The 12,671-nt window shown below is 62.3% G+C and carries 10 protein-coding genes; 4 read left to right on the top strand and 6 right to left on the bottom strand.

Annotation, left to right across the window (positions count from 1 at the left end):
• Positions 1 to 1,081 precede the first annotated feature (1,081 nt).
• Both PQR67_RS02300 and PQR67_RS02295 read right to left on the bottom strand, forming a co-directional pair.
• Positions 1,082 to 2,017 carry a LysR family transcriptional regulator gene (locus tag PQR67_RS02300; RefSeq protein ID WP_408453888.1) on the bottom strand — a complete coding sequence of 312 codons (936 nt, stop codon included), beginning with the start codon at positions 2,015 to 2,017 and terminating at the stop codon, positions 1,082 to 1,084.
• A gap of 241 nt (positions 2,018 to 2,258) precedes the next feature.
• Positions 2,259 to 3,659, bottom strand: a complete 1,401-nt coding sequence (locus PQR67_RS02295) for a DHA2 family efflux MFS transporter permease subunit (protein WP_408453885.1) — start codon at positions 3,657 to 3,659, stop codon at positions 2,259 to 2,261.
• 163 nt (positions 3,660 to 3,822) lie between these two features.
• Here PQR67_RS02295 and PQR67_RS02290 point away from each other — a divergent pair, with 163 nt between their 5' ends.
• Positions 3,823 to 4,683, top strand: a complete 861-nt coding sequence (locus tag PQR67_RS02290) for a LysR family transcriptional regulator (RefSeq protein WP_408453882.1) — start codon at positions 3,823 to 3,825, stop codon at positions 4,681 to 4,683.
• A 63-nt stretch (positions 4,684 to 4,746) separates the two neighbouring features.
• Here PQR67_RS02290 and PQR67_RS02285 read toward each other — a convergent pair whose 3' ends face one another.
• Both PQR67_RS02285 and PQR67_RS02280 read right to left on the bottom strand, forming a co-directional pair.
• On the bottom strand, positions 4,747 to 5,844 hold the full coding sequence (locus PQR67_RS02285) for an adenosine deaminase family protein (RefSeq protein ID WP_408453879.1): 1,098 nt from the start codon (positions 5,842 to 5,844) through the stop codon (positions 4,747 to 4,749).
• Positions 5,845 to 5,983: 139 nt separating this feature from the next.
• The gene (locus tag PQR67_RS02280) at positions 5,984 to 7,330 is read right to left on the bottom strand and encodes an NCS2 family permease (protein ID WP_408453876.1); all 1,347 of its coding nucleotides are present in this window, start codon (positions 7,328 to 7,330) and stop codon (positions 5,984 to 5,986) included.
• A gap of 82 nt (positions 7,331 to 7,412) precedes the next feature.
• Between PQR67_RS02280 and PQR67_RS02275 the strand changes: the two genes are divergently transcribed.
• Entirely contained in the window at positions 7,413 to 8,339 is a 927-nt protein-coding gene (locus PQR67_RS02275) for a LysR family transcriptional regulator (RefSeq protein WP_408453873.1), read from the top strand.
• 86 nt (positions 8,340 to 8,425) lie between these two features.
• Here the strand turns inward: PQR67_RS02275 and PQR67_RS02270 are convergent, their stop codons facing one another.
• Together PQR67_RS02270 and PQR67_RS02265 are read right to left on the bottom strand one after the other, a co-directional pair.
• Positions 8,426 to 9,559, bottom strand: a complete 1,134-nt coding sequence (locus PQR67_RS02270) for a nucleoside hydrolase (protein ID WP_408453871.1) — start codon at positions 9,557 to 9,559, stop codon at positions 8,426 to 8,428.
• Between the two features lie 2 nt (positions 9,560 to 9,561).
• The gene (locus PQR67_RS02265; protein ID WP_408453868.1) at positions 9,562 to 10,671 is read right to left on the bottom strand and encodes a porin; all 1,110 of its coding nucleotides are present in this window, start codon (positions 10,669 to 10,671) and stop codon (positions 9,562 to 9,564) included.
• Between the two features lie 250 nt (positions 10,672 to 10,921).
• On the opposite strand from PQR67_RS02265, the gene PQR67_RS02260 reads away from it, so the two are divergent.
• Together PQR67_RS02260 and PQR67_RS02255 are read left to right on the top strand one after the other, a co-directional pair.
• Complete coding sequence (locus PQR67_RS02260; protein ID WP_408453865.1) at positions 10,922 to 11,971, top strand: NAD(P)/FAD-dependent oxidoreductase; 1,050 nt, start codon at positions 10,922 to 10,924, stop codon at positions 11,969 to 11,971.
• A gap of 208 nt (positions 11,972 to 12,179) precedes the next feature.
• Complete coding sequence (locus PQR67_RS02255; RefSeq protein ID WP_408453862.1) at positions 12,180 to 12,617, top strand: MarR family winged helix-turn-helix transcriptional regulator; 438 nt, start codon at positions 12,180 to 12,182, stop codon at positions 12,615 to 12,617.
• The last annotated feature ends 54 nt before the right edge of the window (positions 12,618 to 12,671 follow it).

Below are 12,671 nucleotides of genomic sequence, written 5' to 3'. Positions count from 1 at the left end.
AAGGGGAGGATTTGTGCGGTTTTGAGGCTAAAACGCAGTAAAGGTTGTTGTTGGGTTTTTTGCCTGTTCGGCGGTTTGTTTGGGGTGTTGTTGTTGTTGTTGTTGCTGTTGGCCTTTCCTTGATTTGTTAGTGGTCTATTAGCGTTGCCCCTGTGCGGGGCGGCACTCACTTCTCTTTGCCTGCCGCAAAGAGAAGTAAGCAAGAGAAAGCGGCTCACACCGCTAACTCTTAAGCGGGTCCCCCGCGCAGCTACGGTAGTGGTGCATCTGGAATCCGTGCCCCCGCATATTCGGCGTGTGTGACAAGGCACTCATACTTCCGGCGGCGCTGCGCGCGCCGAAGGGCAGTTCAAAAAGCCACCGCCAAGCGCTCGCCGAAGGGCAGTTCGTAAAGCCACCGCCAAGCGTTCACCGAAGCGCAGTTCATAAAGCCGCCCGTCAAGCGTTCGCCCCCGCGGTTTGCCCAGTTCTCTGACTCGTCGTTGCATCGCCGTGGCGGGCACAACTGCGCCGTGCAGTGAATGCGCCGCATCGCCATTTCATTTGAAGTGGGGGTTCGTCAATAACAGCGGGAGCGCCTCGCTGAGGCGAAGCCGATGGCCCCCACCGGGCTCTACCGAAGCCCCCGGGTTTCCCATGCAGACCCGTCCGCGACGCACGCAGTGCGGAGTGGGAGCTGATGAGCGCCTTGTCACTAAGGCCAAATGTGCGGGGCACGGATTCCAGATGCACCACTACCGTGGCTGCGCGGGGGACCCGCTTAAGAGTTAGCGGTTTGAGCCGCTTTCTCTTGCTTACTTCTCTTTGCGGCAGGCAAAGAGAAGTGAGTGCCGCCCCGCACAGGGGCAACGCTAATAGACCACCAACAAAGCAAGGAAAGGCCAACGTCGTAGGCATACAACAAAGCGCCCTGCAGCCAAAGTGAGTGCCGCCCCGCACAGGGGCAACGCGAATAGACCACCAACAAAACAAGGAAAGGCCAACGCCGTAGACATACAACCAAGCGCCCCGCAGCCAATCAGATAAACGAAAAACCAACACCAAAGGCAAACAACCACCAAGCGCCGAGCAGGCCAAAACCTCACGCACCAACCACTTCACGCCCCGAAGCCCCACTCATCAACGACACGATGAAATCAAAAAACGCCCGCACCTTGGCCGGCGGCTGATGCCGCGAAGGATAAAGCGCATACAGCGGATAAACCTCATCCGCCCAATCGGGAAACAGTTCAACCAGTTTGCCATTGGCAAGCAACGACTCGGCGCCAAGCGCGAGAACCTGAGCGACACCCTGGCCCGCGGCGCACACACTGTGCAAGGTGCCAACGTCATTGACCGTCAAACGACCCTGCGGCGTAATCGCAATCTTCTTGCGCCCACGATGAAACTCCCAACCGAAAGGGTAACCCGTCAGCGGATCACGAAACTTGATGCACACATGCTTGCCGCTTTCGAGCTCGGCCGGGTTCGCCGGATGACCATGCTTCTTTAGATACGAAGGCGCAGCCACCGTCACAATCCGCGTGTCGATCAGCTTGCGTGCAATCAACGTCGAAACCGGCGGAGCGCCAAAGCGGATCGCCAGATCGAAACCGTCGGCGGTCATATCGCCTAACTGGTCGCGCGTGATCAACTCGAGTTGCAGATCGGGATGCTTGTCGATGAAGCCACCGAGCCTCGGCCCCAGCACGAAACGCGAAAACAACGGGTCCATGCTCACGCGCAAACGTCCGCGAACCGCAGTGGCTCCATGCGCCGCGGTTGCGGCCGCTTCCTCGAGTCCACCAAGCAGCGGGACGATCTGTTCGTAAAAGCGCCGGCCTTCGTCAGTCAGCGTGACCGAGCGAGTGGTGCGGTCGAATAACCGGATGCCAAGGCGCGTTTCCAACCGTGCAACCGAACGGCTAACCCCGGATTGCGACATATCGAGTGCATCGCCTGCCGCCGCAAAACTGCCGCAGTCGACGATCGCCGTCAGCACGCCCATGCCGTTCAGCATGCGCTCGTCAAATGGCATGTGATATTCCTTTGTTATGCATTAATGCATGACATGCTAACGCGAAATATCGTTTGAATTCATGCGCGAGTATCGGGAAACACAGGCTGTTCGAGCGCACCAATGACGCTGCGTCATGAGTGGAACGGCCGTCACGCTATCGCGTCAGGCAACCGGGCGGAGCCGATCGGGATGCGCTGGCCTGATGCGCCGCGCAATGCGGTTCTCGCCATGCGTCAGGCATATTTGTGAGCGACGTTGCTCAGCGCCCTGTGCCCTGCGTCGCTTGCCCACGCACCTCGCGCGTGACGGGCGCCTCGTCGAGATGGCGAAATATCCATGCAGAGATCAGCGTGATGACGCCCACGCACACGAAGCTCAGGCGGAACCCGAGCGCCGCCGATCCCCATTGCGCCGAGAACAGATTCACGAGGCCGCCGCCGATCGAGACGCCCAGTCCGATCGCCAGCATCTGCACCATCGAAAAGAGGCTGTTGCCGCTGCCGGCGTCTTCATGCGAAAGGCCCTTGAGCGTGACGCTGTTCATCGCCGCGAATTGCATGGAGTTGGCGCCGCCGAACACCGCCAGAATCACGATCCCGACGATGAGCGGCGTACCGCGCGTGATCAATGCGAGCGCAACGATCGACGAGCCCACGATCACCGTGTTGACGAGCAGGAAGGCGTCATAGCCATAGCGACGCACGAGTGGCGCAATCCAGCGTTTGGTGAGGGTGCCGGCCAGTGCGGCGGGCAGCATCATCAGGCCGGAATGCAGCGGCGTGTAGCCGAGCTGCAGTTGCAGCAGCAAGGGCACGAGGAATGGCACGGCGCTGGAGCCGATGCGGCATACCAGGTTGCCGATCAGACCAACACTGAAATTCGGTTCGCTAAAAAGCGCGAGTTTGAAGAGTGGATTGTTGCGGCGCCTTGCGTGTGGAATATAGGCGAGCGCGCTGACTACGGCGAGCGAGAAGAGACCGGCCGACCATGCTAAGCGGTGCGAAGGGACCGGCGCGTCGACGGCCAGCGAAAACGTGATCATGCACAGCGACAATAGCCCACAACCGACGAAGTCGAACGGCGGCGCCTGAGTCTCGCCATGCGCCGGCAGGAACCGCTGCACCGCGTAGAGACCCAAGGCGCCGATCGGCACGTTGATCAGGAAGATCCAGTGCCACGTAATGGCCTGAACGAACCAGCCGCCGAGCGTCGGACCGACGATCGGTCCCAACTGGCCGGCAATCGAAATGAACGCGAGCGCGGACACGTATTGTTCGCTCGAGACGCTGCGCAGCACGGCGAGCCGCCCGATCGGCAACAGCATCGAACCGCCGAGCCCTTGCAGGACCCGCGCCAACACGAGTTGGCCGAGCGTATGCGCACTCGCGCAGCAGATCGACCCAAGCACGAAGATGAGAATCGCCGCGAAATAGACGCGCCGCGTGCCGAAGCGATCGGCGAGCCAGCCCGATGCGGGGGTGAGCATCGCCATTGTCAGCGTGTAGGCGACCACGATCGGCTGCATCGCGAGCGGCGCGACGTTGAGGCTCCTGGCGATCGACGGCAATGCAGTGTTGACGATCGTCGTGTCGAGCGACTGCATGAAAAAGCCGGCGGCGACGATCCAGAGTAGCGCGGTCTGGGCGGAATCCTTGTTCATATTCAAATGAGCGACAGGCGGTGGCGGGGACAGAACGGCGGCCCATGCTCGAAACAATCGTTGGGGGGATTGCGTCATGATATTGACATCGTCGTCAATCGGGAACCCCACTGGGGACGTTGACTGTTATCGACTTTGCCGATAACCAGGATCACAATGAAGCATGCTCAATCCCATCTGGCTCAAGACCTTCACGACCGTTGCAGCCTGCCATAGCTTCACCGAGGCCGCGCGGCAACTCGATCTCACGCAGTCGAGCGTCAGCGAACATATCCGCCGGCTCGAAGAGAGCGTAGGGCGGCGCCTGTTCGTGCGCGACACCCATTCGCTCGCCATGACCCCGGACGGCGAGGCCATGCTCGCGCACGCCAGCGTGATCCTGCAGGCGCTCGCACGGGCCGAGTCGCAGTTTCGGGCGCCGCGTTTAAAAGGGCGCGTGCGGCTCGGCTCCTCGGACGACGTTGCACTCGGGCCGCTACCCACGGTGCTGGCGGCGTTTCGCGACGCGCATCCCGATGTCGAGCTGGAAATCACGATCGGGATGACGGGCAAGCTGTATGAGCTGCTGGACGCCGGCTCAATTGACCTGCTGGTCGGTAAGCGGCGCCTGGGTGACCGCCGTGGCGTGCCGCTTTTCACGGGGCGGCTTGAGTGGCTGGCGCGTACCGGTACGCTGGTCGACCTCAGCCAGCCGCTGCCGCTGATTCTGGTCGCCGAGCCGAGCGTGACGCGCGCCGTGGTGCTCGATGCGCTCGCCGAAGCGGGTTTTAGCTGGCAGGTGGTGTGCACGAGCAGCAGTCACTCGGGCTGTATTGCGGCCGCGCGCGGCGGGCTCGGCATCACGGTTCGTCCGCAGTATCTAGCCGCGCGGGGTCTGACGCCGCCGCTCAACGCGGCGAGTCTGCCGACGCTGCCTTCAGTGGAATTTATCGCCCTGGCCGCCAAACGGCTGAGCCGTCCGGCGGGTACGTTGCTGCAATTGCTGTACGACAGCGATTTGCGCGGGTCGTGGATCGGTGAATGAAGCCGCACGGCCGCGCCTGAGTGGATGGCGTGATCCGCAGTGCCGTTCCATCACAGTTCCGACCTAGGCAGGCAGAGCCGCCGCCAACGCGTCGAACTCCAGGCTCCAGGCCGCGCGCCATGCGTGGCGCGTTGCTGCATCGACCCATGCGCCATCGATACCGTTCAGCATGAACTGCCGCAGCTCGGGGATGCTGAAGCCGAAGTGGCTATACATCAATTGCCATGCCTCGCTCGGCGTCACTTTGTGCAGCGTCGGGTCGTCGGTGTTCGGGTGAATTTTCAGGCCCAGGCCCGGCATGCGCCGTATCGGATGCTGTTGCGCCCAGACGTCCGGCGCGAGCGTGCGCAAATAGTAGGAGTTGGTCGGCACCACGGTGAAGACGATGCCGCGTTCCGCGTAAAGCGCCGCCAGTTGCGGGTTGTCGACGAGCGTATAGCCGTGATCGATCCGGTCGCATTGCAGCAGGTCGACGGCCGTTTCGACGTTGCGCCACGGCATGCCGAATTCGCCCGCATGCGCGGTCGTCTTGAAACCTGCGTTGCGCGCGTTGCGATAGGCCTTCCAGAACAGTTCGGGCGGCCTGTCGTTCTCGCGGTAATCGATGCCGAGGCCCGCCACTTCGTCCGCGCGATGCGCGCACATCCAGTCGACGAGTGCCACTGCTTCGTCGGGATCGGCTTCGCGGTCGATGCTCGGGATCAGCCGCGCGCTGATGCCGAAGTCGCGCGCGGCGTCGCGAATCGCGGTGACGATGGCCGCTTGAGCATCCGCATAGGGAATCTTCGAGACGCGTACCGTGCCGGTAGGATTCCAGAAGAATTCGCTATGACGCACCTGATGCGCGGCGGCATCGGCGAGATATTCATAGGCGATGCGGTGCAGGTCGTCTGCCTGCGTGAGCAGATGCTCGTCGAGCGCGCGCAGAACACGCAGCACGCCAACCGGTTTTTCGCCGCGGGTGTAGAAGGCGTCGATCTCGTCGCGCTCGATCGGCGCATGGCTCTTTTCGGCGAGCGCGATGAACGTCTCGTGGCGTACCGCGCCCAGCAGATGGCAATGCAATTCGACCTTCGGCAGGGCGGTGAAGAAGGCGCGATGGGCGTCGGTGAGCGTAATGCCGAGGCGCGATGCGGGCACGTTGCCCAATGTCTCTTTCATGTCGGTATGCTTTTCGGTAGTGCGTAAAACTCGACGCAAATTCAGTTTAGTGCAAATGCAGAATGCAAACGCGCGGCTACGTGCGGCTACGCTGGGCAGGCAGGTGGCCTCACCAGGCCGATCATCTCAGGCACGGCGCTCAATGCGGTTTGACCACGGTATAGAAGTAATAGCCGAGCGGCACGGCCAGCACATAGAGGCCCCACGGCACTTCACGGAAACGTCCGGCCAGCAGTTTGACGAGGACATAGCAGAGCAATCCGCCCGCGATACCGGTGCCGAAGCTGTTCGACATCAGCGTGAGCAGCACCATCGAAAGAACCGGCAGCGAGTCGCTGAAGTCGTCGAAATGCGCATGGCGAATCGTGCTGAACATCGACAAGCCGATCAGGATCAGCGCAGGCGCGGTGGCTTCTTTCGGAATCGCCAGAGCGACGGGCACGAACAGCAGCATCAGGGCGAACATCGCGGCGGCCGCGAGCGAGGAGAGGCCGGTACGTCCACCCGCCTCAACGCCCGCTGCGGATTCCACCAACGCGGTAAGCGCCGGAATACCGAACACCGGACCAAGCGTCGCGGCAATCGAATCGACGAGAAACGGGCGATTGATGTTCGGCAGATTCGCGTTTTCGTCGAGCAGATCCGCTTTGGCGCCGACCGCGAGCGTGGTGCCGAGCGTCGAGAAAAACTCCGCCGCGAAGAACACGAACAGATACGGAATCGCGGAAACACTCAGGGCGCTCGCAATGTCGAGCTTGAACGCGATCGGCGCAATGCTGTGCGGCCACGACAGAAACGACGCGGGCATATGCGTGACGCCGAGCGGCACACCGGCGGCGGCCGCAACCAGGATCGCCCACAGAATCGCACCAGGCACGCGGCGCCCTTGCAGCACGACAGCCGCGCCGAGGCCGATCAGGGCGACCAGGGTGCCGGGCCGCGAGAAATCGCCGAGCGCGAGGGCATTGGTCTTCGCGTTGGCGATCACCATTCCGGCGTTACGGAAGCCGAGCACCGCGATGAACAAACCGATCGACGCGCCGAGCCCGAGCTTGATCTGCGCGGGAATCAGGCGCACCACGAGGCTGCGCGCGCCCACCAGGGTCAGGATCAGGAACAGTACGCCGGACACGAACGCAATGCCGAGACCCGTTTGCCATGCGACATGTTCGCCCGCGAGCGTAATGCCGAGAATCACCGAGCCGCCGATGCCGGGTCCCACCAGAAACGGCAGATTGGCATACAGCGCCATCATCACCGTGCTCAGTACGAATACGAGAATCGTCGCGGTAGTCGCCGCGCCGCGATCCATACCGCCTGCCGACAGCAGTGACGGAATCACCACCAGCAAATAGGCGGCGGCGAGAAACGACGTGATGCCGGCGATCGTTTCGATACGCACGCTGGTCTTGCGCCCGGCGAGCGCGAAACGCCGTTCCAGCCAGCCGCCGCGTGCGGCGTGTGCCGGGTTGTGGGTATTCGGCATTGAAGATTCGTTATTGATCAATTGATTCATCCTGTAACCACGCATTTATACTGCTGCGCATTGCGTCGATGCATTGCTCTCCATGACCGACCGTTCGTCCCTGCTGCCCGCGCTCACGCTGCGGCAAATTCAGTACTTCGTTACGCTTGCGCATGCGCGCAGCTTCACGCAGGCCGCGCAATCGCTCGCCCTGACGCAGCCTGCGTTGACGGCGGCGATCCGGCAGATCGAGTTCCTGCTCGGCGGCCCGCTGTTCGCTCGCTCCGCGCATCGGCTGACGCTCACGCACGCGGGCGCCAGCGTTCTGCCGCTCGCTGAGCGTCTGCTCAATCAGGCGCGCGGCACCTTCGACGATATGGCGAGCACCTTCGCCGAACGCGTGCAGACGGTGCGCATCGGACTGATTCCGTCGGCTGCGGCGCGCCTGTTGCCCGCGCTCGCCGCGTTGCGCGTACGACAACCCTCGCTGCGCTTCACGCTGAACGACATGCCGAACACCGCCTTGATCGACGCGGTGCGCCAGGGCGCGGCTGATTTCGGCGTGGGCGTGCATGAGCCCGATGCGTCCGCCGCGGGCAACGACGGTGAAGCCGCGTTGCGCTACCAGGATCTGTTCGAAGATCAGATCGTAGTGGTGGTGCGGCGCGACGATCCGCTCGCGCAGAAGAAGAGCCTTGCGTGGGCGAGACTCGTGGGCCGCGATCTGGCGGTGTTCGTGCGCGGCAGCGTCAGCGACGCGCTGCAGCGCACCGGCGGGGCGGAGGGTTTGCAATTGACGGTTGCGTACCGCGTCGAGTACACGGAGCCCTTGTACGAACTCGTGCGCCATCGCCTGGCGATCGCCGTGCTGCCCAGTCTCTACACCATGCATCTGCACGACGCGGAGCTGGTCGCGTTGCGCCTCGACAAGCCGCGCGTCAGCCGTTCGATCGCGCTGATTTCGCTCGCCGGCGACGATCGCGGCCCGCACGTGCGGGCTTGCCGCGAATGGATCGCCGCGCATATCTGACGCAAACCGTGCGGATTGCACGACCGGTCTCACGATCGATCGCACGGCGAATGTCGAGCCTGTCACGGTCTCGCGGCTTGTCCTGCTCACGGCAGCGTGGCGAGCCGCGCGCGCAAGGCGGTATAAAAGCCGTCCGCGTCCACGTCGGTGATCCAGGTCGCGTTCGGCTTGCGGCCACTGTGCCCGCTCCAGTCCACCACGGTTTCACCGAGCGTCCATTCGCCGACGGTCTCGATCATCACATTGACTTCGCGTCCTTTGAATAGCGACGGGTCGATCAGGTAGCCGGTTGCGCAGGGGTCGTACATCGGCGCTTCCTCGACGCCCCGGCGGCCCTTCTGATACGCGACTTCAGCGGCCATGATGTCGGCGGCCATCGTGCCGCAGCGATTGCCGAGCGCGCGAATCGGCGCGATCCGTGCCGGCGTGATGGGCGCTTTCACGGCGACGTCGCGCGGCAGCACGACGATCGGCACACCGCTGGCAAACACGACTTGCGCGGCCTGCGGATCGACGTAGATATTGAATTCGGCCGCGGGCGTGATGTTGCCGCGTTCGAAGAAGGCACCGCCCATCAGCACGATTTCGCGGATGCGGTCGCGGATCTCCGGCGCCTCGATGAGCGCGGTGGCGAGGTTGGTCAACGGCCCGATCGCACACAGCGTCACGCTATGCGGCGGAGCCGCTCGCAACGTGTCGATCAGAAAGGCAACCGCGTGCTGCGGCGCGAGGGGCGCGAGCGGTTCATGCAGCGGCACACCGTCGAGGCCGGTCTTGCCATGCACATTGGCGGCCGTGATCAGCTCGCGTGTGAGCGGGCGCGGGCAGCCCGCATACACCGGCAGCGATTGCGTGTAGCCGGCCCAGTCGCGCACGATGCGGGCATTGCGTTCGGTGAGATTGAGCGGCACGTTGCCCGCAACCGTCGTGATGGCACGCACGTCGAGCCGGTCGCTCGCCCCGAGGGCGAACATGATCGCAATCGCGTCGTCCTGACCGGGATCGCAATCGATGATCACGCTGCGGCGCGCGCCGCTTTGCAAAGCGCGGGCGCCGGACGGGGACGTGCCGCTTGCCGCGTTGGCCGCGCTGGTGCCCCCAGCGGCACCCCCTGACGCCGCGCCTGCCAACAGCGGCCATGCCGAGGCGCCCGCCGCCAGTCCTATCGCCGTGCGCAGAAACGCACGCCGTTCTTGTGTCGGATCGAAGGATGTCGTCATGGTCAGAATACGTGGCGCATGCCGAGCGTCGCGATCATCTGACGGATGCCGGTGGATTGAGCGTAGGCAAAAATCTGCGCGTGTTGCGCGTCGCCAGCGGCTTGCTGCGCGATCACCGTCAGCGCGACGTCGGTACGTTTCGAGAGGAAGTAGTCGGCTTGCAGATTGATCTGATGCCATTTGGGGCTCGTGTTGATCACATCGTATTTGCCGTCGGTGAACGCATACGCTGCGCCGAGAATGAACGCGGGGCTCACGTGGTAGTTCAGGTTCAGGTTGTAGTTCTGCAAATGCAGATGCGAACCGTCGAGATAATCGTAGCGGACATCGGTGAAAAGCGCTGCAAATTGCGCGGGACCGACCGTATAGAAGCCACCTGTACCGAAGATGCGCTGCTTGCTTGCATACGCGGCCGGATGCAGCGCGCTCTTCGCGAAGATCAGCAGCGACGACGCGTAGTCGTTCGAAATCGCGCCATCCGGATTGGTCGCGCTAAACGGGTTGTTGTATTGCGCGTAGACCACGCTCCATTTCAGCGGTCCGTTTTCGTAACCGGCGCCAAAGCTGTACGCATTGTTGTTGGCGAAGCCGGTGGCATTGCTGAAACCGTATTCGGCCGTGGCCTTCAGGCCGCGATAGTCGGGCGTCACGTACTTCACCGCATTCTGCACGCGAATGTCGTTATAGCCGTTGTCGTTGTCGCCGATGTTCACGCCATTGCTCGCGATGATCACGGGGCCGACGTAGTCGTGCACCGTGTCGTACTGACGGCCGAAGGTCAACGTACCGTATTGCTTGCTGGAAAGCCCGACGAACGCTTGCCGGCCGAACTCGCGGCCGTTTTGCGACGCCGTGCCGGTCATCACGTTAAAGCCGTTCTCCAACTGGAAGATCGCGCTCGTGCCGCCGCCCAGATCTTCGATGCCCTTCAAACCCCAGCGTGGGTTCTGGTTGGTCCCCGAGAGGGCCTGCCACGCATTCTTGCCGCCCTGATTGGTCGCATAGCCGACACCCGCCGAAATCAGGCCGTACAGCGTCACGCTGCTTTGCGCATGGGCGGCGCTGGAAAGCGCGCCGGCGATCGCGAGAGGGGCGAACTTGAGTAGTTTCATCGTGGTCCAGTAGCGGGAAAGGAGGGCGCCGAGCACACGGCGCATTCGAACTGGGCTCGACTATACGAACTCGTCGGCTATAAAAATAATGTTGTTTTTTTATGGTTCCATAAATTTAATCTATTCAATCAGGCCGGCGCCGAACACGGGCGTTACGCGGACGAGCGTCCTTATCGCCTGTAATGGCATCGTTGCCGGGCCTCGGTCGATTCTGTATGGTGGATCATCGACCTACCGAACGAGATCTCCCATGAGCACCGCCGCAAACCCGCATGCGCTACCGATTCGCTCCGATGTGCTGATCGTGGGCGCCGGCCCCGTGGGTCTTTTTGCTGCTTTCGAAGCGGGTGTGATCGGCCTGTCATGCCAGATCGTCGATGCGCTCGACAAGGTCGGCGGTCAATGCACGGAGCTCTATCCGGACAAGCCGATCTACGATATTCCCGCGATTCCGTCATGTACCGCGCGCGAACTGGTCGAGCGTTTGCTGGTGCAATGCAAGCCGTTCGATGTGCCGATCCATCTCGAGCAACGGGTCGAGTCGGTCGAGCAGCGCGACGACGGGCGCTGGACCGTGCATACCGATCGCGGCCTCGTATTCGACGTGGCGGCCATTCTGCTGGCCGCCGGCAATGGTGCGTTCGTTCCGCAAAAACTGGCGCTGGCCGAAGCCGTGCCGCTGGAGTCGCGTCACGTGCACTACAGCGTGCAACGTCTCGCCGATTTCACCGGCAAGACGGTGGTGGTGGCCGGCGGTGGCGATTCCGCGCTCGACTGGGCGTTGGCATTGCGTGAGGTCGCGCGGCGCGTGACGCTCGTACATCGCCGCAACGGATTCAGCGCGGCGAATTCGAGCGTGGAGTCCATGCGGCGGGCGGTCGAGGCCGGGGAGATGGATTTTGTCGTCGGCGCGATTGCGGGGCTCAACGTTGAGGGCGACGCGTTGAAGTCGATCGCGCTGCGCCATATCGAAGGTGAAACGCAGCTCGACACCGAGCAACTCGTGGTGCTGTACGGCCTGGTCGCCGACCTCGGGCCGATCGCGCGGTGGAATCTGTCGATCCACGGCGGCCGCGTCGATGTGGATACGTCCAACTATGAAAGCTCGCGGCCCGGCATTTTTGCGGTCGGCGATATCGCCAACTATCCGAACAAGCAGAAGCTGATCCTGTCCGGTTTTCATGAGGCGTCGCTAGCGCTGCGCAAGGCGTATGCATACGCCTATCCGGAGAAGAAGCGGGTGCACGTCCATTCCAGCTATGACGCGAAGCTGGCGGAAAAGGTGGGGGCGGTGGTCTGAAGAGAGGCTGTACCGTCCGGCCGGAGCGCGGGCAGCGGTGTCCCGCGCTCCGTTCGGCGAGCATCGACCCCACGCGACGGATTCGTCTGCCTATTCCTTCCTGCCGTCGTGCGTGCACAAATCTGACTCCGGCAAATTTGTTGTTGACAGTATCTGACTATGCAGATATATTCGCTTCAACCTTGCTTTTCCCAATCCGGAGCCGCCCATGGACCACTACACGCCTGAGACTTTCAACGTGACGCAGAGCGTGGGGTTCGCCATCAACAAGGCGCGCAACGTGCTGATCGCGGAAATGGATACGGCGCTTAAAGATCTGGATATCACCAGCCAGCAAATGGGCATCCTGTTGTCGTTGAGCCGCGGCATTGCGGCCACGCCGTTCGAGCTATCCAAACTGCTCGGTATCGACACGGGTTTGATGACGCGTATGCTCGACAAGCTTGAAACCAAAGGTTTGCTGGAGCGCTCGCGCAGCATTGAAGACCGGCGCGTCGTCAATCTGAAGCTGACGAAAGAGGGCGATAAAGTCGCCGCGCATCTTCCGCAGATTGTTCCAGTGGTGCTGAATGGGCGTTTGAAGCGATTCACCAGAACCGAATTCGAGGAGTTGCTCCGCCTGCTGAACAAGTTTCTCGAAGACTAGCAAGCGACGAGGCAAACGATGCTGCGAAGGATTGCAGCCATTTTTTTAACTTAA

The organism is Paraburkholderia fungorum (assembly GCF_046026025.1).
Taxonomy (GTDB): domain Bacteria; phylum Pseudomonadota; class Gammaproteobacteria; order Burkholderiales; family Burkholderiaceae; genus Paraburkholderia; species Paraburkholderia fungorum_E.
Note: the sequence above shows the minus strand (reverse complement) of the source record. Positions and strands in the feature narration are given on the sequence as shown.